20 protein-coding genes are annotated in these 25,119 nt (G+C 67.6%); 9 read left to right on the top strand and 11 right to left on the bottom strand.

Features of this window, described 5'->3' with window-relative positions; genetic code table 11:
* Positions 1-26: 26 nt before the first annotated feature.
* Both LKO27_RS12380 and LKO27_RS12375 read right to left on the bottom strand, forming a co-directional pair.
* Positions 27-992, bottom strand: a complete 966-nt coding sequence (locus LKO27_RS12380; protein WP_227737818.1) for an acetylxylan esterase — start codon at positions 990-992, stop codon at positions 27-29.
* Positions 993-1,040: 48 nt separating this feature from the next.
* Entirely contained in the window at positions 1,041-2,606 is a 1,566-nt protein-coding gene (locus tag LKO27_RS12375; RefSeq protein ID WP_227737817.1) for an HNH endonuclease signature motif containing protein, read from the bottom strand.
* 134 nt (positions 2,607-2,740) lie between these two features.
* On the opposite strand from LKO27_RS12375, the gene LKO27_RS12370 reads away from it, so the two are divergent.
* Positions 2,741-3,403, top strand: a complete 663-nt coding sequence (locus LKO27_RS12370; RefSeq protein WP_227737816.1) for a pentapeptide repeat-containing protein — start codon at positions 2,741-2,743, stop codon at positions 3,401-3,403.
* Here LKO27_RS12370 and LKO27_RS12365 read toward each other — a convergent pair whose 3' ends face one another.
* On the bottom strand, positions 3,404-4,336 hold the full coding sequence (locus LKO27_RS12365) for a PfkB family carbohydrate kinase (RefSeq protein ID WP_227737815.1): 933 nt from the start codon (positions 4,334-4,336) through the stop codon (positions 3,404-3,406).
* A gap of 97 nt (positions 4,337-4,433) precedes the next feature.
* On the opposite strand from LKO27_RS12365, the gene LKO27_RS12360 reads away from it, so the two are divergent.
* On the top strand, positions 4,434-5,081 hold the full coding sequence (locus LKO27_RS12360) for a hypothetical protein (RefSeq protein WP_227737814.1): 648 nt from the start codon (positions 4,434-4,436) through the stop codon (positions 5,079-5,081).
* Positions 5,082-5,404: 323 nt separating this feature from the next.
* Positions 5,405-5,974 carry a hypothetical protein gene (locus LKO27_RS12355; protein ID WP_227737813.1) on the top strand — a complete coding sequence of 190 codons (570 nt, stop codon included), beginning with the start codon at positions 5,405-5,407 and terminating at the stop codon, positions 5,972-5,974.
* Positions 5,975-6,049: 75 nt separating this feature from the next.
* Here the strand turns inward: LKO27_RS12355 and LKO27_RS12350 are convergent, their stop codons facing one another.
* The 8 genes from LKO27_RS12350 to LKO27_RS12315 form a co-directional block, all read right to left on the bottom strand.
* Positions 6,050-7,462: an MBL fold metallo-hydrolase RNA specificity domain-containing protein gene (locus tag LKO27_RS12350; protein WP_227737812.1), complete on the bottom strand. Its 1,413-nt coding sequence runs from the start codon at positions 7,460-7,462 to the stop codon at positions 6,050-6,052.
* 25 nt (positions 7,463-7,487) lie between these two features.
* Positions 7,488-8,057 (bottom strand): DinB family protein, encoded by a 570-nt coding sequence (locus LKO27_RS12345; RefSeq protein WP_227737811.1) that lies wholly within the window; start codon positions 8,055-8,057, stop codon positions 7,488-7,490.
* A 65-nt stretch (positions 8,058-8,122) separates the two neighbouring features.
* Positions 8,123-8,617 carry a DUF1772 domain-containing protein gene (locus LKO27_RS12340; RefSeq protein ID WP_227737810.1) on the bottom strand — a complete coding sequence of 165 codons (495 nt, stop codon included), beginning with the start codon at positions 8,615-8,617 and terminating at the stop codon, positions 8,123-8,125.
* A gap of 47 nt (positions 8,618-8,664) precedes the next feature.
* Positions 8,665-9,435 carry a peroxide stress protein YaaA gene (yaaA, locus tag LKO27_RS12335; protein ID WP_227737809.1) on the bottom strand — a complete coding sequence of 257 codons (771 nt, stop codon included), beginning with the start codon at positions 9,433-9,435 and terminating at the stop codon, positions 8,665-8,667.
* Between the two features lie 127 nt (positions 9,436-9,562).
* On the bottom strand, positions 9,563-11,539 hold the full coding sequence (locus tag LKO27_RS12330) for a hypothetical protein (protein WP_227737808.1): 1,977 nt from the start codon (positions 11,537-11,539) through the stop codon (positions 9,563-9,565).
* A 417-nt stretch (positions 11,540-11,956) separates the two neighbouring features.
* Positions 11,957-13,279: an MFS transporter gene (locus tag LKO27_RS12325; protein ID WP_227737807.1), complete on the bottom strand. Its 1,323-nt coding sequence runs from the start codon at positions 13,277-13,279 to the stop codon at positions 11,957-11,959.
* Between the two features lie 48 nt (positions 13,280-13,327).
* Complete coding sequence (gene dmpG / locus LKO27_RS12320) at positions 13,328-14,335, bottom strand: 4-hydroxy-2-oxovalerate aldolase (protein WP_227737806.1); 1,008 nt, start codon at positions 14,333-14,335, stop codon at positions 13,328-13,330.
* Positions 14,336-14,337: 2 nt separating this feature from the next.
* On the bottom strand, positions 14,338-15,270 hold the full coding sequence (locus LKO27_RS12315; RefSeq protein ID WP_227737805.1) for an acetaldehyde dehydrogenase (acetylating): 933 nt from the start codon (positions 15,268-15,270) through the stop codon (positions 14,338-14,340).
* Positions 15,271-15,393: 123 nt separating this feature from the next.
* Here LKO27_RS12315 and LKO27_RS12310 point away from each other — a divergent pair, with 123 nt between their 5' ends.
* The 6 genes from LKO27_RS12310 (at position 15,394) to LKO27_RS12285 (ending at position 25,014) form a co-directional block, all read left to right on the top strand.
* The gene (locus LKO27_RS12310; RefSeq protein WP_227737804.1) at positions 15,394-16,167 is read left to right on the top strand and encodes an IclR family transcriptional regulator; all 774 of its coding nucleotides are present in this window, start codon (positions 15,394-15,396) and stop codon (positions 16,165-16,167) included.
* 25 nt (positions 16,168-16,192) lie between these two features.
* Positions 16,193-17,080: a dihydrodipicolinate synthase family protein gene (locus tag LKO27_RS12305; RefSeq protein WP_227737803.1), complete on the top strand. Its 888-nt coding sequence runs from the start codon at positions 16,193-16,195 to the stop codon at positions 17,078-17,080.
* A 1,105-nt stretch (positions 17,081-18,185) separates the two neighbouring features.
* Positions 18,186-19,229, top strand: coding sequence for a phosphate ABC transporter permease subunit PstC (gene pstC, locus LKO27_RS12300; protein WP_227737802.1), 1,044 nt, complete (start codon positions 18,186-18,188; stop codon positions 19,227-19,229).
* On the top strand, positions 19,222-20,487 hold the full coding sequence (pstA, locus tag LKO27_RS12295; RefSeq protein ID WP_227737801.1) for a phosphate ABC transporter permease PstA: 1,266 nt from the start codon (positions 19,222-19,224) through the stop codon (positions 20,485-20,487). The genes pstC and pstA overlap by 8 nt, the downstream gene beginning before the upstream one ends.
* Positions 20,484-22,268, top strand: coding sequence for a phosphate ABC transporter substrate-binding protein PstS (gene pstS, locus LKO27_RS12290; protein ID WP_227737800.1), 1,785 nt, complete (start codon positions 20,484-20,486; stop codon positions 22,266-22,268). Before pstA ends, pstS begins: the two co-directional genes overlap by 4 nt.
* Positions 22,255-25,014: a hypothetical protein gene (locus LKO27_RS12285; protein ID WP_227737799.1), complete on the top strand. Its 2,760-nt coding sequence runs from the start codon at positions 22,255-22,257 to the stop codon at positions 25,012-25,014. The genes pstS and LKO27_RS12285 overlap by 14 nt, the downstream gene beginning before the upstream one ends.
* The last annotated feature ends 105 nt before the right edge of the window (positions 25,015-25,119 follow it).

The raw sequence follows: 25,119 nt of genomic DNA, 5'->3' as shown, positions 1-25,119 counted from the left end.
GCGCCTGCCGGAGCGTCGCCGCGGGGTCAGATCCGGGCGGCGAGCCAGCCGGTCTGCCGGAGCCACTGGTAGGCCTGACCACCCTCGTGCCCGTTGTAGGGGTAGACGGCGATCTCGCGGTCCTCGGCCGCCAAGTGGTTGTAGGCGGCGAACACGGTCGAGGGCAGGACGATCGGGTCCATCAGCGCCACCGAGAACAGGCTGGGGGAGAGGATGCGGCGTGCGAAGTTCACGCCATCGAAGTAGGACAGCGTGTTGAACACCGTGTCCTCCTGTCCGCGGTGGGCGGCCAGGTACTGGGTGATTTCTGTGAACGGAGCCTGCGGAGTGAGTTCGGTGGCCCGCCGGAATGCGCACAGGTACGGCACGTCGGGCATGACGCCCACGAGGCCCTCGACGAGCCCGCCGACAGCCAGCGAGATGCCCCCACCCTGGCTGGTTCCGGTGACCGCGATGCGGCTGGCATCGACGAACGGGAGTTCCTTCACGGCGTCGATGAGCCGGACGCCGTCGGTGTAGACGCGCCGGTAGAAGTAGGTGTCAGGATGTGAGATGCCCCGGGTCATGAAGCCGGCGACGGCGCTGCCGGAGCCGTGTGGGTCCGGGGTGTGGCCGCCGGTGCCCCAGCCGCTGCCCTGGCCGCGCGTGTCCATGAGGACGTGGACGTAACCGGCCGAAGCCCACTGGAGGCGCTCGCCGGGGATGCCGCGGCCACCGTTGTAGCCGATGTATTCGACGACCGCGGGCAGGGCGTCGGCGCTGCGCGGCCGGGTGACCCACGCGCGGATGGGCTCGCCGTTGTAGCCGGGGAAGGTCAGGTCCTCGACGATGAGCTGGGTGATGGGGGTGTCGGCCGGGGCGAGCTCGACGGCGCCCCCGGCAGCGCGCGACTCAGCCAGTGTGTTCTCCCAGAATGAATCGAAGTCTGCAGGCTCGTCGACGTCGGGGCGGAAGGCGCGGAGGGCGTCGAGTGAAATGTCAGTCAAAGGCATGACAGAACGATAGTGACAAGCACCGATCGGATGTTCATCGATGGACGCTCAACCGTCCGGTGTCCGGTGTGTCCCGTGGGTCGGTGGGTCTGTTGGGTCCGGTGGGTCAGGAGGGCCAAACGGGTGTGCTGGATCCGGCCGGGTCGGTGGGTCTGTTGGGTCCGGTGGGTCAGGAGGGCCAAACGGGTGTGCTGGATCCGGCCGGGTCGGTGGGGGCTTTGCGTCGGTTGGGTTTGTTGGGTCCGGTGGGTGGGTTTGTGGACCCCCGCGGCCGTGTTCCCGATACCTCTTCATCCGGTCCGGGGGCACGGCTCGTGGCTTGCCGGTACCGGGTTCGAACGTGACGCTCCACCGATCACCCCGCCCGAATCGATTCGGTTCGAGCAGCTTGTGGTGGTGCGGACACACGAGAACCAGGTTCTGCAGTGACGTAGGGCCGCCCGCCCACCAAGGGACCACGTGGTGGGCCTCGCAACCAGCGTCCGACCGCTGGCAGTTGGGGAAGATGCAGCCGCCGTCGCGCATGGAGAGGGCCCTGCGAATTTCGGGCGTCACCAGGCGACGCTCGGTGCCGACGTCGAGGATCTCGGAACCGCCGCCAAGGACCACCGGCATCAGTCCGGCGTCACACACTGCCCGTCGTAGTTCTCCAGCGCTCAGTGGGTTCCCGTTGGGGAGCAGCCCCGCTTCGAGCGCACCTTGACGCAGGTCCTTCTCCGCGATGGTGACCACCAGCCGGGGTCTGTCTCCCGCCGAGGCTGGGGCCCCGCGGTGGTCCTCCACCAGCCGGATCAGCCCGTCGGCCCTCCGCTGGTCCGGCGTGATCTCGGCCTCCGCCCGCCGCCGCTCGCGCTGAACGCGGACGTCTGCGCCGACAGACTTCAGTCCGTCCGCGTCGGCCCGAGCGGCCCGGCGGCCGGACTCGACATACCCCTCGACCATCCGGATGAGCGGCTGCGCCTCCAGTTCAGGCAGGGACCCGCGGAACCACACCGAGCCGTCGCCGTCGTCGCCCCAGTTGAAGGAGCGCTTCTGCACCGCCCGCTCGCGCCGGGCCTCGGCTGCGGAAACCGAGTCCTCTCGCGTCGGGACGACGTCGGGTGCGACTTCCGCCAGCACCGTCGGTCCCATCGCCTGCAGTCTGCGCGGGGATAGCCCTTCGGAGGCGTAACGGATGAACGCCTGCTGGGCGGCCCGGTCCTGCTCCTTGGTCAGGCCAGCGGGGAGACTCGCCATGCCGCGTCCGATGGCCGAGGCGTGCTTGCGGGACAACTCGCCGTCGAGGGCCTTGTCACGCACCACCTCGTTGGAGTTCACCCGGGCGGCGTCGAACAGTTCGGCCGCGGCGTCCCTGATGTCCAGCCCCTCGTCGACGGCCATGACCGACGCCAACGGCGTGCCGAGGACCGACTCCGTCGCCCGTCGTCCGGACACCTCCGCAGTGACCACCGAGGCCAGCGCATCGACCTTGTCCCGGGCGCGCCGCAGACGTTGCATCAGCGCGACCAGCTCCGTCTGGCTGAGTTCCTTGCGCTGGGCGTGGTCCACCACGGCGAGGACGGAATCCAGGAGATCCGCCACCTCCGCCGTCGTGTACCGCGCCGCCTTGTGCATGGAACCAACGCTATGTGGGACCACTGACAAAAGAATCGCTCAGGCGGACGAATAGGGGATGAAGGATGGAGTCGTTATGAAACCGTTGTAGTCCAGGCTGCCGGGTAGGAGAGGGCGCCCTCTACTGTGGAGGGATGCGAGGCTCGGACGGACCCAAACCCCCGCAATTGCGTGCCGTTGACTTCGGCACCCTCACCGAAGGACAAGCCAGATCCCTGGAGCCCAACGCCGACCTGTTCGCACACCGTTGGGCAGGTCTCCGCACGACCAAACTGGACTTGGGCAAGGGCAGCGTCGTCAACGGATGTGAGTTCGACGACGTCGTCGTGGACGAACTGACGCTGGCGTCGTCGCGGTTCGTGGACACCCGCTTCCACCTCCTGGCGGTGCCCGTGCTGAGGATGGCCCGGTCGGCGCTGCGGGACGTGGAGTTCGACGGCTGCAGGTTGGGCGCAGTCGAGGCCTTTGACCTCGACGCCAAGGCCGTCCACTTCAGGAACTGCCGCATCAGTTACCTGAACCTGCGCGGCTCCAAGCTCCTCGACGTCGCGTTCACCGACTGCATCGTCGACGAGCTCGACCTGCTGCAGGCTGACGCGAAGCGGATCGCCTTCGCGGGGAGCCGGGTCGGGTCGCTCGCGGTGCACAACTCGAAGGTCGCCGACTTCGACCTCAGGGGGGCCGAGCTATCGGCCGTCTCCGGCTGGGTGTCGCTGGCCGGGGCGACGCTCTCGGAGGACCAGCTGATGTTTCTCGCGCCGCAGATCGCCGCGGAGCTCGGCATCCGCGTGGGCTGATCAGACCACGCGGTCCAGGTTCTCGACGGCGCGGAGGCGCAGGGCCTCACCCGTCAATCCCGAGACGTGTGCTGCTGCGGCTGCGAGCCCGTGCCTGATGCAGTCCTCCTCGTCGCGGTCCTGCAGCAGGCCCCAGACGAGGCCCGCTACGAACGCATCACCGGCCATGACCGACTGGATTGGCGAATCGACCGGGCAGGACATCGTGGCGAGTTCGCCGTCGCGCAGCAACGCCACGCCGCGGGCCCCGAGGCTCACGAGCGGGATGCGAACTCCCGTGGCGGCGAGTTGTTCCAGCGCGAGCTTCACGCGCAGTTCGGCGGGTGCCTCCGCTATGCCCGGCAGCGCCGCGATCTCGTCGTCGTTGGGCTTGAAGGCCGTTAGCCCAGGGACCTTGAGCGCTTCGCGGAAGGCTGCTTTCTGGGCGTCGACGACCACCCGCGCGCCCGCCTCAAGGCACGACCGGGCGAGGTCAGCCCACGTGGAGTCCGGGAGCCCCGACGGCGTGGACCCGTTGAGCGTGACCACGTCGCCGGGCACGACATCGACGACGACCCGCTCGACCAGTGGCGCCACGGCATCCGGGCCCGTGAGGTCGAAACCAGCCGCGACGAAGTGGGCGGCGACCTGCTCACCCGTGCCGTCAACGAGCGTGAGATTGTGGCGCGTCCTGCCCGGCACGGAGACGAGGTCATGCGGCAGGCCTTCCGCGCTCAGCCGACCGGAGTAATGGTCCAGGTCCTCGGCCCCCACCAGCGCGTACGCCTTGGTGGGCAGCCCGAGCGCGACGGCGGTGCGCGCACAGCTGACGCCCTTGCCGGAGCACACCGACTGGTAGGCGTGCATGCGGCCGAGCCCACCCCAGTCGAAGCCCGTGACCGTGTAGTAGTCGTCGTAGCCGGTGTTCAGAGTGACGGTGCGCAGGATTCCCACGAGGATAGTTTTCCACAGCTCCCCGATTGGCCGCGTTGGTGGACCGGTCGGCTGGCAGGATCTGGTCGTCGGTTCGGACCAAGCCTCGGAGCAGCCCATGAAGTGCACGACGATCGCCGCCCTGATCCTGAGCCTCGGTGCTCTGACCGCCTGCACCGCTGAGGCTGACTCGGCACCCCCGCCGACACCCAGCGTCACCGGCCGGGGACCCGTGCCTGGTGATACGCCAGCACCAACGCGTGAAACCACACTCCCGCAGAGCCCAACCCCAAGTCCGAGCCCAGCCCCCAGCCCCAGCCCCAGCCCGAGCGAGACGCTCGACGCCGACCAGTTGGCGGCGCGCGAGGTGGTGAACGAGTACTTCCGGCTGCTGAATGAACTCCGCAAAGACCCGGAATTGCCGGTGCAGTTGCTCGCCAATATCACCGTCGGGCAAACGCAGGACCTAGATGTCCGAGCGATTGTGGACCTGCGTACGAAAGGCGCGATTCAAGAGGGGGACATCGTCTGGACCATTTTGGAGGTCACGAGGGCTTCAGATCGCGGTGAAGGGAGAGTCGTGGTCCTTCAGGCGTGCACTGACAACTCCGGCTCCGACGTGATCAATCAAGCCACACGAGAGTCAATCCTGCCCGCCGACCGGCCCAACTTCATACATTGGACCATCGATGCTGTCACTGAGAATGGCGTCTGGAAGGTCGGGGATCTCACGAACACGGAAGTCGAATCGTGTTCCGTGGGGTGAGCCGGATCGTTGTTCCCATAATCCTGGGGCTGTTTGTGGGGTCGGCCTCGGTATTCGCGGCAAGCGCAGAATCTCCCGTGTGTACGCGGCAGGGGCCGGACGGGATCTGCATTCTGTGGGCGAGTGAAGAGGGGTCAAACGAGTCCAGTCAACCAGCCGCAGGACGTGGCTCGCGCGTTTGTAGCAATCGTGGCGCAGGGGTTCCATGCCACCATGTCGAGTTCGGGTGGTGGTACGGAGGAAAGAATTGCTACGCCCGGCGGGCATTTGAGGTCCCTGAGTATGTTCTTGACCCGTTTGGGGGACGCAACAACGGCGTCATCATGGAGTGCACCTACCCGGGGCGCATGGCGCCGGACATCTGGTTCTGGGCTGCCTCAGCGGATCCGGAGGAGGCTCCGGACCCCGCCGTGCTAGCACGGACAGCGATTGAGACGATGAACCTCCGGGCGATCTCGATCGGGTCGTATCCGCACACCAATGAGCGGTCGGCGGAATCCATGGGCGTCGTCGGGTGGCATGTGTGGCTGTGGGTGTCCGGTGCGTCGGCGTCGACGTTCGGGCCGATCACGAAGTCGGCCTCAGCCGGTGGGTACACGGTCACCGCGACGGCGCAGGTGACGGAGGTGGTCTGGGACATGGGGAACGGGGACACCGTCTCCTGCGGCAAAGGCACCCAATACACCGGCATGGGAAAGCAGAACGTCCCCTCGCCCACCTGCGGCTACCTGTACGAGAAGGACGGGTACTACGAGATCTCGGCCACCAGCCACTGGGAGATCACCTGGTCCGGGATCGGGCAGACGGGCACCATCGAGATGGAGCTCACTTCCCTCTCGGAGCAGTTGTCGATCGCGGAGGTCCAGGTGGTCAACATCCCCATCGACGACTGAGCGCAGTCCCCGCGGAACCCGGCGCCCGACCCGAGCGCCCGACGAACCCGACGTCGAGCCTCGTCACGGACCAGGTCAGGCCTCGTCGTCGACCTCCACGGCGGCGATGGGTTCGCTGAGGAGCACCTTCTCGCCGTGACTCGCGACGACGGTGGGGATTCCGAGCTCGTCCTCGATCCGTTGCTCAAGCGCAGCCGCGGGCCCCGGCTCCCCGTGCACCAGGAACACCGTCTCGGGACGTGGGTTCAGCGATGCCACCCAAGCCACCAGTTCGGAGGCCCCTGCGTGGGCGGAGAACTCCCTGTCGTCGACGAGTTCAGCCTTCACCGGAACATGCCTGCCGTTGATCTTGAGGTGCCGTGCTCCTTCGATGAGCGCGCGGCCGCGCGTGCCCTCGCCCTGGTAGCCGGCAAGGATGACGCAGTTCTTCGGGTCGGGCAGGAGTTTCTGCAGCCAGCTCAGCACCCGACCACCCTCCAGCATGCCGGAGGACGAGATGATGATCCGGGAGCCACCGTCGTTCCGAGCCTCCCTGGACTGGCGGCTGGTCCGGATCTCCTCCAGCCGCTTGAGACCGACGAAGTCGTCGACGGTGAGCCCCTCGGCCAGTTCCTCGGGCATGTCCCTGTACACGTCCAGGGCGCGCATGCTCATTGGGCCGTCCACCAGAACCGGAACCTCCGGGATCCGGCCCTCGCGCTGTAGTTGGACAACCGCGTGCATCACGGCCTGCGTGCGGTCGATGGCGAAGGCCGGGATCACGACGGAACCGCCGCGCTCCACCGTCCGGGTTATGGCCTCGGCCATCGCCACATGCGCGACTGCTGGCTCCTCGTGTTCGCGATCTCCGTAGGTGGACTCGCACAGCACCCACTGCGCGCCCGGCGGGGTGTCGCGAGCCCTCATGAGAGGGTGCCTGTCGCGCCCCAGATCGCCGGAGAACAGCACGTCGACACCCCCCACTGTCAGGTTGACCGAGGCGGAGGCGAGGATGTGACCCGCCCTGGTCCAGCGCCCGACGACGCCGTGACCGAGGTCGACGTCGGTGTCGAACTCGACCGTGCGGAACATCTCTATCGTGCGCTCAGCGTCGGCCTTGGTGTAGAGCGGTTCGGGATCGGGATGCTTGGAGTAGCCGCCCTGGCGAGCGTTCTCGGTCTCCAGTTCCTGCAGGTGCGCGGAGTCCCGCAGCACGATCTCAGCAAGCCTCGCCGTGCCCTCCGTGCACCAGATGGGCCGGTCGAACCCCTGGTTCACCAATGCAGGCAGGTAGCTGGTGTGGTCGGCGTGGGCGTGCGTGACCACGATGAAGTCGACCGTGCTGGCGTCGACGGCGAACGGCTCCCGGTTCCGCAGCCGCAACTCCTTGCTGCCCTGATACATGCCGGCGTCGACGACGAGCCGTCGCTCCCCGAACTCGACGAGGTACTTGGATCCGGTCACGGTGCCCGAGGCCCCGAGGAACTGCAATGTCACTGGCGTGGTCATGCGACCACTCTGCCGCACCCCGGGCTCAGGCGTCGGCGCGTTGCCCGTAGAGGTCCCGCAACAGCGCGATCTCCGCGCCGTGGTGGATCAGTTCGCGGTGGATGTGCAGCACCAGCTCCGCCCTGGGTGAGCTCTCGAAGTCCTCCTCCAGCTCACCCACTGGCACTTCAAGGTCCTCGTCGGACCAGGACCGCACCCCCGCTACCCACTGGTCATGCAGGTCGTCGAGCCGGCGGAGCGCTTCGCTGGCCGTGCCGGGATAGTCATAGGTGAAGTAGTCGTGCGGCTGACCTCCGAAATGCCCGGCGATCCTGGCGCCCAGCACCCCGACGAGGATGTGGTTCAACCGCCAGGCAATTGTCGTAATGGGCGCCGGGCGTGGCTCGGGAAACGCGAAATCGATCACGAAATCGCCACTGCCCACCTGCACGTACCCCTCGTCCCGCCGCGCCGAGGAACTGCCCCGCCGGCGAACGTTCCAACCCGGGACGGGTTCCCAGAAGTACTCGTCGTCGGTGATGCCCTCCAGGCGGGCCCGCAACTGGTTGTCCCAGTGCCACTCCAGTTGTGTCAGTAGTTGGCCACCCCAGTCCATGGTCCCTCCCAGCTCGCACCGTCGCCATGCCAGCCTAGCCCCGCGGAGGGTGCGCCCGACTCCTCCTAGGCAGCGAACTGGTGCCCGGCGTCGAGCAGCGCGATGCCCAGCGCGACCAGCGCGCCCACCGCTGCCACGGTGCGGACGACGTTCCACCGGCGCCACCGGGACTCGAATCGTCGTCTCAAATCCCCGGCCTCCTGGAAGCCGGGCGCGGCCCTCTGCAGTTCCCGGTTCAGCGGCAGGTTGACCGCGACTGTGATTGCGGTAGCCGCGATGATCCCGACGAGGGCCGCAGCCAGCCAGAGCGCCGTGGCGCCGTCGCTCAGGTGGAGGATCAGGGCAACGGCCGTGAGCGCGGGGCTCCCGATGAACGCGAGTCCCATCCACGGGTTGGGGATTGCCCTGTCGACGGCCCCGAAAGCTGCCAGGTAGTCGCGGTCGTCCAGAGATCCCAGACCGGGCATGACTGAGTGCGCGAAGACGTGGAAGAGGCCGGCGTTCAGGCCGGTGGTCACTGTCGCGCCGATGAGGATGGCCGACTCCCAGAGGTAGGTCATGGCTCCAATACAACCGCAGACTGGGGTTGCGGCAGAACGAGCCGCCGTCAGCGGACGAAGACGGGCTGGTCCTTGGTTGAACGCTTCTCGTCGAGTTCATAGCCCTCGGCGGTGAACTCCAGCAGGCGCGACGCCGTCCGTGCACGTTCCTGCACGAGCCAGCGGGCCATCAACCCGCGGGCTCGCTTGGCGTAGAAGGAGACGACGCGAGGTGCGCCGTCGGGTCCGAAGTCCTCGAACCGAGGGCTGATGATCCTCACCCCGAGCCGCTCGGGCCGCACCACGCCGAAGTACTCATTCGAGGCCAGGTTCACCACGACGTCGGCGCCCGGGGAGCAGTCCAGGTCCCGCTTGAGTTGGTCGGTCACCTTGTCGCCCCACCACTCGTAGAGGTTGCGGCCACGCGACGTGCGCAACCTGGTGCCCATCTCCAAGCGGTGGGGCTGGATGAGGTCCAGTGGCCTCAGCACGCCGTACAGGCCGGACAGGATGCGGATGACCTTCTGCGCCTCCGTGAGGTCCCGGGCGTCGAACGTGGGCGCCGCGAGACCTTGGTAGACGTCGCCGTTGAAGGCCAGCGCAGCGGGCCGGGAGTTCCCTGGGGTGTGTTCGACGTCGAACCGCGCGTACCGCTCCGCGTTGAGCGTGGCCAGGTCCTCGGAGATGTCCATCAGTTTCGAGATCTCGTCCGGTGACTTCTCCCGCATCACGGAGATCAGCTTCTCCGACTCGTTCACCAGGCGCGGCTCCGAGTGCTTGCGGGTGGCGAGCTTGGTCTCGAAGTCCAGCGACTTGGCGGGCGAAAGGAGGATCAACATCCCCCGATGATACGGAAAGCCCGACGGGCCCGCGAGCTGGGACCGGCCCAACTGCGAGCCCGGGAAACCACCGATCGGCCGGACCCTCGGGGGCGGGTCCGGCCGATCAGTCGGGGGGCGAAGAGGACTAGCGCTGCAGGTCAGCCAGCAGGTCCTCGTAGTGGTAGCGGATCTCGGACTCGAGGTCCGTTCCGACGGCGGCCTTCCAGCCGACGACGGGGGAGGCCTCGATCTCGGCGAGCGAGACGGCCAGGTGGCCGACGCCGCCCTCGATGGTCACGAGGCGTGCGGGCACCAGGTGGTCGCCGACCTGGTAGAACTCCACCTCGCCGGTCACGGCGTCGGTGTAGCTGGCCTTGACCCGGTCGACGCGTGCGCCGTCGTCGTAGACGAAGAACCGGTCATTGCCCTTGAGGTTGACGAACTCGGAACCCTCATCGCTGCGGGGGCCGACGAACGGGTTGTCCTCACCGGCGATCGACGGGGCCCAGAAGTCGGCGACCTCGGAGCCGACGGTGTCGGCGATCCAGCCCTCGGGAGGCGTCTGGCCGCCCATGGTGAAGGAGTCGCGGATCTGCTCGCCGGTACCGTCGTCAGGCCACAGGCCGTAGAAGGTGTTGTCGGCGTAGTCGCGGTTGCTGATCTGCACCGAGGTCTCGTCGTTGGGGTTCAGGTAGAACGTGGCGGTGTCGGCCTCGTTGTAGATGGTGTTGTTCTTGTAGGTGTAGTTGTGACCGTCACGACCCCACCACTCGTCGCGGAGGTAGGTCTCCCACACCAGCTGCGGGTAGCCGCCCGTCTGGGCGCGGTCCGGGTTCACGTACTCGGGGTGGGTCTCGGGGTACTCGACCTCGGGGACCGGCTTCACCCAGAACGCGTTGTTGAAGAAGTTCACCTCCGTGTGCGAGAAGTTGACGTTGATGAGGCGGCCCTTGGCTGCGATGTCGATGTTCTGGTACACGTCGACGCCGGCGTCGGTCTTGCGGGTGCAGATGGTGATCAGGCCGTAGTTGTTGTCATGGGTGTAGTTGTAGCGCCACTGGGTCTCCGGCGAGTCGATGTCGGCGTCGAGCGCTGCGCCATCGGCGTGCCCGTGGCCGAGGTTGTGGTGCACCTCGTTCCACTCGATGACGGTGCCGTAGACCGAGGAGGTGAACACGGAGTTGCCCACCGGTACCCGGTCTGTCGTGTTGAAGACCTCGTTGTGGTGGAAGCGGCCGTAGTGCATCATCCGCATGATGACGGCGTTCTTGCCGGTGTCGGAGATCTCGTTGTAGCCGACGTCCACGTTCGTGAAGGAGGAGTCCGCCCAGCTGTATCCCTTGTAGACGGTGTCGGAGCCGGGAACGACCTTGGTCCCGTTGCGCAGGTCGCTCTCCAGCCACAGGCCCGTCTGGTCCACCTTGCGCACGACGTTGTCGGTGAGCGTGATGGAGTCGAATCGGGTTACCTTCGAGGGGTCGGGGGTCTTCTCCTTGAATCCGGTGCCGATGTAGAAGCCGATGCCGCCGGACTTCTTGCCGTCGTTGCCGTCGCCGGCGGTGTCCGTCAGGCCCTTGACGTCGTGGATGTAGACGTTGTCCACCACGTAGTTGGAGTACACGTCCTGGGTGGCCTGGTCGACGAGGACGAGCAGCCCGTTGCGCTGACCGCCGGTCTCGGCGTCGTTGGTGAGTTCCAGGTTGCGGACCTCGACGTACTCGGCGTTGTGCACGAGGACCGTGGCGTCGGTGATCCCGACGCCGTCCTGCACGGCGTCGAGGCGCGGCCGGGTGCCGTCGTCATAGGAGCCGACGACGATGGGTGCGCCGGGCTGGCCGGAGTCGTCGATGACGAGCCCCTCGGTGGTCCAGGTGTCGCCGGCCTGGAACAGGATCTGGTCACCGGGCTCGAAGTCGGTCGCGTTGACCTTCTCGACGGTGGCCCAGGCGCTGTCGGGGGACAGGCCGGAGTTCGAGTCGGAGCCGCCGTCGGCGTCGACGTAGAACGCCCTGGGCTCTGCGGCGTGGCTTGCCACAGGCAGTAGGGGGTAGAAGCCCGCGGCCAGCGTGGCCAGGGCCAGACCGGCGACGGGTAGGCGCCGGGTGCGTGTCTGACTAGACATGGATTCGGTCTGTCCTTCCTTCGGGTGGATCAGGCAGCTCTGCCGGACCGTCCGCGTCGGGGCCTCCCGGCCCGCCTCACGGATGCCGTCATTCTTGCTAGGGCCTACGGGCCACTCCAGCAGTTGCACTAAGTTGCCCTTGCGGCAATACCACCGAATGAGGGCCGTTTACAAGCGATTCCGTCTGCGATTGTTCGAGCCAGAGGGCGCCTGAGGTCGGTGGCGAGTCGCCCAACTAGGTGTGCATCGTGTGCTCCGCGACGGAGCAGCGAACGACCACCTAGCCTCGACGGGGCCGCGGCGGCCCCGCGCTCCGGAGCCCTTGACCGCGCCGCGGCAGCCCGCGAGGTCGGCCCGGAATGCGACGATCCCCGGCACCGCATGGGCGCGGGCCGGGGATCGTCGGGGTGTCGAAGGTCAGTCGTCGAGCGGCTGACCTGTGCGGTCCTTGGTGAAGGCCAGCGCGATCAGCGAGATGGTGCCGAAGGCGATGATGACGGCGCCGATCGGGAGGTAGCTGGAGTAGGTCGCCAGCAGGGCGGTGGCGATCAGGGGCAGCGGGCCACCGAACAGGGCAGCGCCCACCTGGTAGCCGAGGGAGACGCCCGTGTAGCGGACGGCAGGCGGGAAGCTCTCGGCGAAGTAGGAGCCCAGCGTCGCGCCGTAGAGCGACCAGATGCAGCTGAAGCCGATGATGATGGCCACCAGCGCGGTCCACCAAGAACCCTGCTCAAGAAGCCAGAAGTAGGGGATCACGTAGGCCATGGCCAGGACGGTGCCGATGCCGTAGACCTTCTTGCGGCCGATGCGGTCCGAGAGCGAACCAGCCAACAGCATCAGCGGGACGGCGATCAGGGCCGCGATCAGCACCGCGTTGAGGGCCTCGACCCGTTCGTACCCGAGCCCCAGCATGTGGGAGATCGTGTAGGTGGCGAACAGGAAGAACGTGCCGGTCTCGATGGCCTTGGCCCCGACGACGATGAACACCTCGCGGGAGTTCTTCTTGAAGATGGCGGCGATGGGCAGCTTCTCGGTCTTGCGCTCCGCGGTGACACGCTTGAACGACGGCGTCTCGCCGACGGCCTTGCGAATCCACAGGCCCAGGAGGACCAGGACGATGGAGATCAGGAACGGGATGCGCCAGCCGTAGGAGAGGAAGTCCTCCTCGGAGAAGATCGACAGGCTGCCGGTGACGGCCAGGTTGCCCAGCGCGAGGCCGATGAGGGCGCCGGTCTGGGGGATGGCCCCGTAGAAGCCGCGCTTCTTGCTGGGGGAGTACTCGACGGCCATCAGGAGGCCACCGCCCCATTCGCCGCCCAGGGCGAGGCCCTGGAGCAACCGCAGGAAGGTCAGGATGATGGGGGCCGCGACGCCGATCGTGGCGAAGGTCGGCACCAGGCCGATGCCCACCGTCGTGGCACCCATCAGGGTGAGGGTGACGACGAGGGTCTTCTTGCGCCCGATCCGGTCACCCATGTGGGAGAACAGGACGCCGCCGATGGGGCGGATCGCGAACGCCAGCGCGAAGGACGTGAGGGCCAGCAGCTGCTCGACGACCGGGTTGTCCGACGGGAAGAACAGCGGGCCGAACACGATGGCCGACATCGTCCCGTAGAGGAAGTAGTCATACCATTCGACGATGCCGCCGACGGCGCTGCCGGCCAGGGCGCGGTAACGCTCGGACTTCGGGATCAGCGCGGACTTGTCGACCGGTGGCTCAGCGACTTTGGTGGAGCTCATGGGCTTGCTTCTTTCTGGGGTTGGGTCAGTTTAGGCGAGTGGATCAGGTCAGCGACGAGCGAGATCCAGGGCGACGTCGACGATCAGGTCTTCCTGACCGCCGATCATCTTGCGGTTACCGAGTTCGGTGAGGATGTCGAAGGTGGGAACCCCGTAGCGCTGGGACGCACGTTCGGCGTGGAGGAGGAAGCTGGAGTAGACGTTCGCGTAGCCGAGGGCCAGCGTCTCGCGGTCCACCCGGACGGGACGGACCTGCAGCGGTCGGATGATGTCGTCGGCGGCGTCGAGCAGCTTGCGCAAGTCCGCGCCGTGCTCCCAGCCGAGGCGGTTGGCCACGGCGACGAACGCCTCGATCGGCGTGTTGCCGGCCCCGGCGCCCATGCCCGCGAGGCTGGCGTCGACGCGGTACGCGCCCTCCTCGACGGCGGCCACGGAGTTGGCGACGCTGAGGGACAGGTTCTCGTGGGCGTGCACGCCGATCTCGGTCTCGGGCTTGAGCGCGTCACGGACGGCGCGGATGCGTTCGGCGTAGTCGCGCGTGGTGAGTCCGCCCGAGGAGTCGGTGACGTAGACGCACTGGGCGCCGTAGCTCTCCATCAGCTTGGCCTGCTCGGCGAGCTTGGCGGGGGACGCGAGGGCGCTCATCATCAGGAAGCCAGTGGTGTTGAGCCCGATCTCCCGCGCCGTGGCGATGTGCTGGGCGGAGACGTCGGCCTCGGTGCAGTGGGTGGCGATGCGCACGTACGAGACGCCCGCCGCCGCCGCGTCCTTCAACTCACGGACGGTGCCGACGCCGGGAAGCAGCAGGGTGGCGATGGCCGCGTTCTTCGCGACGCTGACCGCGGCCTCGATGAGTTCGAGGTCGGAGTGCTTGGCGAAGCCGTAGGTGACGGTGGAGCCGCTGAGGCCGTCGCCGTGGGCCACCTCGATGCTGTCGACACCGGCGGCGTCGAGCGCGGAGACGACCTGCTTCACCTGCTCGACGGTGTACTGGTGCCCGACGGCGTGGCTGCCGTCACGCAGGGTGACGTCGGAAACGAAGATCTTCTTGGTCATTGTCAGACTCCAACTACTTGGTCGAGACGGTCGGCGACGACGGCTGCGGCCTGGGCCGCCGCGGAGGTCATGATGTCGAGGTTCCCCGCGAAGGCGGGCAGGTAGTCGGCGGCACCCTCGACTTCGAGGAACACCGACACCTTGAGGCCGGAGAAGTTGCCGACGACGGGTACGCGAACGTTCTCGACCTTGTCGAACTGCACCTCCTGCTTGAGGCGGTAGCCCGGCACGTACTTGGCGACGCCGGCGACCGTCTTCTCGATGGAGGCGACGATGGCGTCGCGGTCGGCCTCGTCGCACAGGGTGTAGACGGTGTCGCGCATGAGGGCCGGGGGCTCGGCGGGGTTGAGGATGATGAGGGCCTTGCCGTGGGTGGCGCCGCCGACGCTCTTGATGGCCTCCGCCGTGGTCTCGGTGAACTCGTCGATGTTGGCGCGGGTCCCGGGGCCGGCGGAGCGGCTGCTGATTGAGGCCACGATCTCGGCGTAGTGGACCTTGGTGATGGCGGAAACGGCGGCGACGATCGGGACGGTCGCCTGGCCGCCGCACGTCACCATGTTCAGGTTCGGGGCGTCGATGTGCTCCTCGAGGTTGACCACCGGCACGCAGTAGGGGCCGATCGCGGCGGGCGTGAGGTCGATGAGCCGGATGCCCGGCTTGGCGGCCGTCAGCTTCTCGGCGTTCACGTGGTGCGCCGAGGCCGAGGTGGCGTCGAACACGATCGCGAGGTCGTCGAACAGGGGGCTGTCGATGAGGCCGTCGACGCCGGTGTGGATGGCCTCCAGGCCGAGGGCGCGTGCCTTGGCGAGGCCGTCGGAGTTCGGGTCGATACCGACGAGTGCGACCAGCTTCACGTTTCCATCACGTCTGGTCAGCTTGTACATGAGGTCGGTGCCGATGTTCCCGGAACCGATGATCGCTGCGGTTTGCGCCATGTCTGGAGCACTCCTTCGTGTCTCTGATATCGGATCGCTGTCCGAAGTATTGGATTCATCTTGCAAGTTTCGGATTGTGATGTCAAGTGTTGGACAGGATTCAATTGGCGCTACCATCGCCGCATGGCCCGGATGACACCAGCGGTGGTGCGTACCCTCGACATCCTCGAACTCTTCGTGGATGGGCCGACGGCGTTGTCAATGGCCGAAGTGGTGCGCCGCACCGGCCTCCCGCGCTCGAGCGTGCACGAGTTGCTCACGACGTTGGTGAGCCGCGGCTACCTGCAGAAGAACGAGGACACCGGCCAGTTCACCCTCGGGGTGAAGCTGCTGCACCTGGGCAACGCCTACGCGGAGCGGTTCGACCTGCTCGGCGCGGCCAACGTCGCCGCCCGCGCGCTCTCGGAGGAACTGAAGGAGACCGCGAGCGTCGGCATCCGACGGGGTTCCTCGGTGTTCTACCTTGCCAAGATCGAGGCCCGCTCCCTGTTCCAGATCCCCTCCGGGATCGGCCAGAGCCTGCCCGCGTCCTGCACCGCCGTCGGCAAGGCGCTGCTCTCCGCGCTCTCCGACGCGGAACTCGCCGACCTGTACCCGGATCCGGAGAACCTTCCCGTGATGACCGGCAACAGCATCAGGACGCTGTCCGAACTCCTCTCTGACCTGGCCGCGACGCGCGAACGCGGCTACGCACTCGAGGTCGGGGAGTCCACGCCCGGCCTGCGCTGCGCGGCCGCCGTCGTGCGCGACGTCGAGGGTGACGTCGTCGCCGCCATCAGCACGTCCGTCCCCGACGTGCGCTGGACGGCCCGCTCGGAGCAGGAGTGGGCCCGACCCGTCCTCCACGCCGCCGCCAGCCTCTCGGGGCAACTCGGATACCTACCCGCAACCCAGTAACGACGCCAGACCGCAAGGAGACCCCATGGCTGCCAATGACGCCCAGCTCTACACCGCCTCGATCACACCGCTGCTCCCGTCCGGGGACCTCGACGTCGGCCTCGTTGACGAGTACCACCAGTGGCTCGAGGCCTCGGGGGTCGACGGCGTGTTCGCCATGGGCACCACCGGCGAGTTCGTGGCCCTCGACGACGACGAGCGCACGGCCGTGATCGCCAGCGCGGTGAAGGTCTTCGGTCCTGATCGCGTCATCGCGCACGTCGGCGCACCCAGCCTGCGCCAGGCGTCGAGGCTGACGGCCGCCGCCCGCGACGTCGGCGCCACGCGGTTCGCAGCCATGACCCCCTACTTCGAGGTGGCGCACCGGGCAGCCCTGGCCGACTACTACACCGATCTCGACAGCATCGGCAGGGGTCAGTTCTACGCCTACCACTTCCCGGCCAGGACGACGGTGCTGCTGTCGCCCGAGCAGTTGCGCGAGATCGTCACCCAGGCTGGGCTGGTGGGCATCAAGGTGAGCGGGATGCGAACGGAGGAGACGCTTGCCTACGTCGACCCGCTGGACGCGAGCTTCGAGGTCTTCACCGGCAACGACGTCACCTTCGCCGACTGCGTGCGCGGGGGTGCCGCTGGGGCGGTGAGTGGCATGTCGGCGGCCTTCCCGGCCGTCTTCGTCGGGCTCCGGGATGCGCTGCGTTCCGGCGACGAGGAGGCGATCACGCTCGCCCAGGCTCGGGTGGAGCGAGTGGTGACCGCCTGCGAGGGTGCGAACTTCGCCCTCGTCAAGAAGGCGCTGGACCTGCAGGGAATCCCCGCCGGACCCTGCCGGGTTGCCCTCGATGAGCCGAGCGCGGAGCAGGTCGCCGTCCTGCGCGAGACCCTGGACCGGCTGGAGATCGCCCCCGTCGGCTGAGCCCGGGCGGCCTTGTGCCGCGTCCCGGTTGGTGTGCGACCACTGTCGAGCGTCGCCCTTGGCCAGCGTCGTCGCGCGTGTCGCCACCACCACCGGTCCTCCGTGCAAGCTGACAAGCGTCCTGGTTCACCAGCGTTGTTGCGCTCGTCGGACACCACCACCGGTCCTCCACTCGGAAGAACCTGAACAAGCGTCCCGGTTCACCAGCGTTGTTGCGCGGCACCAGCCTTGTATGGCTGGTGCCGAGCGATAGCGCTGGTCAACGCGCGGGAGCGCTGGTGAACGCGTGGGAGCGCTGGTCAATGCGCGCCCCGGCGGGAGTCGGCGTTGCTGCGCTGCCGCACGCATCCACAAGCGTCGGTATCGATGCGCTGGCGACGGGTGCGGTTGCGCCGTCGGACGGCCCCAGGGTTCCCGGTTCACCAGCGTTGTTGCGCGACACCAGCCTTGTATGGCTGGTGCCGAGCGACAGCGCTGGTCAACGCGCGGAAGCGCTGGTGAACGCGCGGAAGTGCTGGTCAATGCGCGCCCAGCCGAGTCGCCGTCGCTGCGCTGGCGCACGAATCCACCGCCGTCGGTGTCGCTGCGCTGGCGTCGGATGCGGTTGCGCCGTCGGAGGCGCCCCGGGGTTCCCGGTTCACCAGCGTTGTTGCGCGGCACCAGCCGTATTGGGCTGGTGCCGAGCGATAGCGCTGGTCAACGCGCGGAAGCGCTGGTCAACGCCCGGAAGCGCTGGTGAACGCGCGGGAGTGCTGGGCAACGTCGAGTGATGGGAACTAGCGGGACCGTTCATCGCTCTTCTCCCATCCGGGGCTGATGAACCCAGTCACCCACCGAGCCAAAGTCAACGGGTTTCCGACGCCCACGCCCCAGGTGGGGAAGCCGACGCAAGGACTCCCACCGCGTCGCAATCCCCTGTTGAAACGATGTCGTTCACCTCCCGTTATCCCAACGGGATCGACTGTTTTCCATCTCCCAGATTGTTCATTGCCGGTTGGCTGTCCGTTCACTTTCCCGCTTGCTGTGTTGCGACGGAGCGGCCTAGCTTGTGCTCGTCGGCCGGATCTCAGGGTTCTTGGCCATTGGAATTTCGGGGGTGTTTCCGATGATCGGTGTGGTTGAAGCTGCGCCCGTCGCGGAGTCGCTGACCTCCCCCAACACTCCGACGAGCCCACCCGACTCCCCGCGCAAGCTGGTCACGAAGCAGTCACCCAGCGACGCGATCTTCCGCAGGACGGCCTTCTCCGCCGGCGCCATCACGGTGGCCATCATGATCGCCGTCGGGCTGTTCCTCTCGCTGCGGGCCTCCGACGCGCTCGCGGCCGCGGGTCCCTCGTTCCTGACAGAGCAGGCCTGGTCCCCGGAGACGGGGGAGTTCGGCGTCGCGGCCATCCTCTTCGGCACCGTCACGATCGCGCTGATCGCCCTGTGCGTCAGCGTCCCCCTCTCGCTCGGCACCGCCCTGCTGCTGTCTGAAGTGGTGACGGAGAAGGTTCGCTCGTTCCTGATCTCACTGGTGGACTTGATGGCCGCAGTCCCGAGCATCATCTTCGGGTTGTGGGGTGTGTACTTCCTGCAGAGCGAGATCATCCCGGTGTCGGAGTGGATTTCCACGTTCTTTGGGTGGATCCCCGTGTTCGCCGTGACCGACGGCGACGGCGTCGCGTTCACCGATGCGAGCGCGTTCACGTCGTCGGCGTTCCTGGCGGGCATCGTCGTCGGGCTCATGGTGGTCCCGACGCAGACGGCGATCATGCGGGAAGGCTTCTCGCGCGCGCCCATCGGTGAGCGCGAGGGTGCCTACGCGCTGGGCTCCACCCGCTGGGGAATGATCCAGGCCGTGGTCCTGCCCTTCGGCAAGGGGGGCGTCATCGGCGGGGTCATGCTTGGCCTGGGCCGTGCGCTCGGCGAGACGATCGCCGTCTACATGATCATCAGCCCGATCTTCACCATCAACTGGCAGGTCCTCAAGACCGGCACGAACTCGGTGTCGGCCCTTATCGCCCTCCGTTACGGCGAGGCGAGCGAGTTCGGTCTGTCCGCACTCATGGCGGCCGGGCTCGTGCTCTTCCTGCTGACTCTGGTCATCAACTTCACTGCCTCGTCCATCGTCGCCCGCTCCCGATCGGGGGCCGAGAGCGATGACTGACCTGATCACCGCACCGCGGACCGGCGACGAGCGGCGCACCTTCCTGCCGCGCCACGCCGACGATCTGCCCGAAGGTCCCCGACGCGAGGTCCGCGGCGCCACCTTCCGTCAGCGCTACGACCTGATCGGGGCGGGCGTCGCGGCGGCGGCGCTCGCGGCTCTGCTCTTCGGCTGGTTCGCTCCGCTGTCGGGTCCCATCGGGTGGGTCGTCGTGGCGTTCGGCTGCTTCCTGGCCCTCTACGTGCTGCTCGTCTCCAGGGACAACGGGGCCATGGATGTGCGGGACCGCCTGGCGACGGTGCTGTTCGGCAGCGCGGGAGTCGTCGTCTTCAGCGCCCTGTTGTTCATCGTCGTCTACACCCTGGTGCGCGGGGTCGAGGCCCTGCAGCACGGCAACTTCTTCACCCAGACCATGCAGTTCGCAGGCCCCCTCGACCCGCTCACCGCCGGCGGCGTCATGCACGCCATCGTCGGCACACTCATCCAGATCAGCATCGCGCTGGCCATCACCATCCCCCTTGGCGTGGGCACGGCGGTCTACCTCAACGAAGTGGGTGGGCGGTTCGCGAGGCTGGTGCGCACCATCTCCGACGCGATGACGGCGCTGCCCTCCATCGTCGCCGGCCTGTTCGTCTACGCCGCCATCATCCAGGGCGTCACCCACGAGCGGTCGGGCTTCGCGGCCGCCGTCGCGATCACCGTGATGATGCTGCCGGTGGTGATCCGGTCGGCCGACGTCGTGCTGCGCCTGGTGCCGCAGAACCTGCGGGAGGCCTCCTACGCCCTGGGCTCGTCGCGGTGGAACACCGTCCGGCACGTGGTGCTGCCGACGGCGAAGTCGGGCCTGGTGACGTCGGTGATCCTCGGCACTGCCCGCGGTATCGGCGAGACCAGCCCGGTTCTGCTCACCTCGGGCGTCACCGCCGCCCTCAACGTCAACCCGTTCAGCGGGCCGATGATCTCCCTGCCGCTGCAGGTGTTCGACTTCGTACGCTCCCCGGAGCCGACGATGATCGCCCGCGGTTTCGGAGCTGCGGCCGTGCTGATGGTCCTGGTGCTGGTGCTGTTCATAGTTGCCCGCACTCTGGGTGGCCGCGGACCTGGCGAACTCACGCCTCGCCAGCAGCGGGCCGTGCGGGCCGCGTCCAAGCGGGATGTCCTGCGGTTCAGCACGCGAGCGGGTCTCGAGTCGTCTGTCGAAGTGACGATCAACGAAGCCAGCACCACTCCCGATCCCGATGTCAAGGAGACCCCATGAAGCGCCGACTCCTGGTCATGGTCCTCGCCGTGCTGCTGGTCGTCACCCTGCCCGGAGCCGTCCGCCTGTCCGGCGCCGAGAGCTTCTATCCCATCACCGGCACCGGCTCCACGTGGTCCCAGAACGCGCTCGACCAGTGGCGCTCCAACGTGGCTCGGAACTACTCCATGACGGTCAACTACTCGGGCGTCGGCTCCACCTCCGGCCGCCGGGACTTCATTGACGGGACTGTGGACTTCGCCATCTCCGAGATCCCGTTCCAGGCGGCGCCGGAGGACGGTTCCGCGCCCGAGAAACCGACCGTCGGCTTCGCCTACATGCCGATCGTGGCCGGCGGCACGAGCTTCATGTACAACCTGAAGATCAACGGCAAGCGGGTCACGAACCTTCGACTGTCCGGGGAGACGATCACCAAGATCTTCACCGGCGCCATCAGCAAGTGGAACGACCCGGCCATCGTCGCCGACAACCCCGGACTGGTCATGCCGGACCGCGCGGTTACGCCCGTGATCCGCTCCGACGGATCCGGCACGAGCGCCCAGTTCACGCTCTGGATGTCGCAGCAGTACCCCAACCTGTGGACCCGCGGCATGACGTCGCAGTACCCCATGTTCGGCAACGCGAAGGCCCAGAAGGGCTCCGACGGCGTCTCGGGTTACGTGGCGCAGAACTACGGCGAGGGCGCCATCACCTACGTGGAGTACTCCTACGCGAAGAAGGCGGGGTTCCCCGTCGCGAAGGTGTTGAACAAGGCCGGCTACTACGTGGAACCGACGGCGTACTCCGTGGCCGTGGCGCTGACGAAGGCCGGCATCAACTCCGACCTCACGCAGAACCTCAGCGGGGTCTACAATGACAAGGACCCCCGCACCTACCCGCTGTCGAGCTACTCCTACGCGATCGTCCCCACCGAGATCCAGGCCGGGCGGGACATCTTCGACGAGAACAAGGGCAAGACGCTGGGCGCGTTCCTGCGGTATGTGCTCTGCGACGGGCAGCAGCAGGCCGACACCCTCGGCTACTCGCCGCTGCCGATGAACCTGGTCATGGCGGGCTCTGACCAGATCAAGCGCATCCCCGGGGCAGGCAGCGCCGGCATCGACTTCAACAAGTGCGGCAATCCCACCTTCAAGCCGGGCGACTCGCCGGCAAAGAACCAGCTCGCCGCCGTCGCGCCTCAGCCCCAGGCGTGCGACAAGCAGGGGCCGACACAGTGCACCACGGGCACCGCCGGCGCCCCCGCCGAGACGCCAGTGAAGCCGGGTGCGCAGACCCCGGGGACTACCAACCCGGGCACGAACGCCCCGGGTACGAACCAACCCGGGACCAACACCCCGGGTACGAACCAACCCGGGACCAACACCCCGGGTACGAACAACCCGGGTGCGAACAACCCCGGCGGCGGCCCGGCCGACCCGAACAACCCAGCCGACCCGAACAACCCAGCCGACCCGAACAACCCAGCTGGTGCGGTCAACCCCGACCCGGACCAGCCGGGCGTCCCGGCGGACCCGGGCGTTGATCCCGCGGAACAGGTGCCCGTCTACGACGAGGAGGGCAACGTCATCGTCGGCGCAGACCCGGGCGTCAGTGACGGCTCTTCCGGCTCGGGCAACGGCCTCGGTCGGGCGGCGGCGAGCCCCTTCACCCTGCCTGAGCAGGGGATGGGCACCCAGCAGTGGCTGATGGTGGTGGCCGCCGCGCTGCTCGTCGGTGCCGTCGTGGTCCCGCCCCTCGCCAGTCAGCTTCTAAGGACCGGTGGTGGCAATGGCGATGCGTGAGCAGACCTTTCGCGGGGAGACCTCCCAAAAACATCGTCTCGGGCTGGCGCTCGCCCTGCTGGTGATGGCGACCGCGCTGGTGCCCGCCGCCACCGTCGGCACCGCGTCGGCTGACGAGCAGATGACGGACTCTGCCGTCACCATCAAGTCCCGCGACTACGCACTCAACCCCGACGGTGCCCCCTTCCCCGACCTTGAGGTGACGGTCTCCCAGACGAAGGATCTCCTCGCCCAGGGCATCAAGATCACCTACAAGGGCGGCACGCTCTCGGCTCCTCCTCAGGGCTCGGTGGGCGGTGAGAACTTCCTGCAGATCGCGCAGTGCTGGGGCGAGGACCCGGACAACCCCGGCCACCCTGACCGTCGCACGTGTCAGTACGGGGGCACCAACATGTACGGCGCCAGACGGGACGGCTTCCGCGAGGCCGATTCGGTCGCTCCCCAGGACGAATTCTTCTCAGCCGCGGGGCAGTGGGCCAGCTGGAGCGCCACGCCCTTCGTCGCCTGGAACGCGGAGCAGATCGTCGACGAGAAGAAGGCGCCGGCCGACAAGGTGCTGACCAACGTCACCCTGGACGACAAGGGTCAGGTCGTCCTGAAGCCCGAGAAGGAGTGGGCAAACCTCACTACCAACCGCTATTTCAGCGCCGCCACCACCAACGAGATCAGCTGGGCGCCGTTCGGACCCGACGGGACCGGCGCCATCCCGTTCGAACTCCAGACCGCCATGCAGTCCCCGGGGCTCGGGTGCGGCAACCCGGTCTCCTCGAACGGAGGTGCGGTCAGCGGAAGCTCGTGTTGGCTTGTGATCATCCCGCGCGGCGTGGCCGACAACGGAGCGGTGAACATCGGTGCCCAGACGTCAGGCCTGTGGTGGGACGCTTGGGAGCACCATCTGGCCATCAAGCTCGACTTCAAACCCCTCGGTTCGCGTTGCGAACTGGGCGCGGCCGAACGTCAGCTCGCGGGAAGTGAGCTCGCTGCCGCGGCGATCGCGTCCTGGCAGCCGGTGGTGTGCCAAGGTGAGGGTGGCTCGCCGTTCACGCTGGCTCAGGTTCCGGAGTCCGACGCCGTCCTGAATGCGGCTGGCACCACGCCGAGCGCTCTGGCGTTTGCGTCGCGCCCTCTGGACATCGAGAACCTCGGTTGGGAACGCGATCCGTTGGCCTACGCGCCGGTCGCGCTGGGCGGAGTCTCGGTGTCCTATGTGGTCGACGCTGCGCCGCACCCGGCCGAGGCCCCGGAAGAGTACAGGATCCGTCGAGGACTGCCGCTCCCCCAGATGAAGCTCACCCCGAGACTCCTGGCGAAGTTGCTGACGGCCTCCTATCGCAACGCGATCCCGACGCGGACCGAAGCAGAACACCTCGGGGAGAATCCGCTGACGATCGTTTGGGACCCGGATTTCCGGGAGATCAACGACGAGGAATGGACCTTCCAGACAATCATCGACATGTCGGTGGCCGACGCCCTGATGCCGCTTGGGCGCTCCGACCTCGCCGTCCAGGTGTGGGAGTACATCCTCGCCGATCCAGAGGCGAAGGCTTGGCTCGACGGTGAACCGGACCCATGGGGCATGACGGTCAACCCTTGGTACTCGACGAACCCGGACGTGAACCCGACGGGTGTCCCGCTGGAGTTGCCAACCGACTCGTTCCCCAAGGCGGACCCGATCGAGCGGCCAGACAACACGGTTGATGAACCGGTCAACGGCACTGGTGCAGTGAATCTGGTGACGTGGCGACCGTATACCGCCAGCTTCGCGGAGGGGGCCTACAAGGTGCTTCGCGGCGACGGCATGATGCTCGGTGACTGGGACCGGCTTGCGCGCCCCCCGAAGTTCCACAAGTCGCAGAGGCAGATGCCTGGCAACCAGCACATCATCGCGCTCAGTTCCACTCCGTCGGCCCAGCAGTACCAGACGTCGACGGCCCTGCTGCGCAACTCGGCCGGCGAGTTCGTAGCTCCCACGGCAACGACGTTGGCGGCGGCCGCGGCAGCCATGGAGCCTGACGCCGACCAGAAGCAGGTGGTGCGGTTCAATCCCGCGTCCAGCGATGCGAAGAACGCGAAGGACGCCTATCCCTTGACGGTACCGGTGTACGCGGCCCTCAATCCCAATCAGACCGACGACGCCATGCGCGCTTCCTACGCCGATCTGATCGAGTACGGGGTCACCAAGGGCCAGACGCCGGGCACGGACGATGGCCAGCTGCCGCCTGGGTATGCACCCATCCCCGAGGCCTGGCGGACGCAGGCGCTGGCGGCCGCCGAGGCGATCCGTGCCGGTGGCTGGCCGGAGCCGGTACCGTCCCCGAGCCCTTCGCCCAGCGCCATCGCTGTGGACCCGAGCCCAGTTCCGAGTTCGGAGCCCAGCCCGAGCAGCAGCTCCAGCCCCAGCCCGCTCCCGAGTTCCAGCCCGAGCGCCGCACCCAGCCAGTCCGCCGTCCAGCACAGGACGCAACCACCTTCGAACCCGCCAGTGGGCAACCAGCCCGCGGCGCAGCAGCCGGTGGTGCCATCGGTTGCCGCGCAACCTCAGCCGCCCGCCCAGCCGGCGGTTCCCCAACCACCGGCTTCGGATCCGGTGGCCGACGGCGAACCTGCGGGTGCGCTGGCGGGTGCCGCCACTCCGGATGATCCAGGTGTCGGGCCATTGAGCGTCGTCGTGCCTGCCACCGGTCTGGTGGGAGTGGCTGCGGCCCTGGGCATCCCCGCGATCTCGCGCTTCCGGCGGCTGCCGTGAAAGCGCCGGGTCCATACACAGACTTCGGCCGGGGCGGGAACCCCGGCCGAAAGGGGTCACCCACGTGGGTGACCAACGGGTCAGCGGCGTTGGAAGCGCCGTCGA

This window comes from Tessaracoccus sp. OS52 (assembly GCF_020687685.1).
Taxonomy (GTDB): domain Bacteria; phylum Actinomycetota; class Actinomycetes; order Propionibacteriales; family Propionibacteriaceae; genus Arachnia.
The sequence above is the reverse complement of the archived record's forward strand: the minus strand, read 5'-3'. Positions and strand labels throughout refer to the sequence as shown.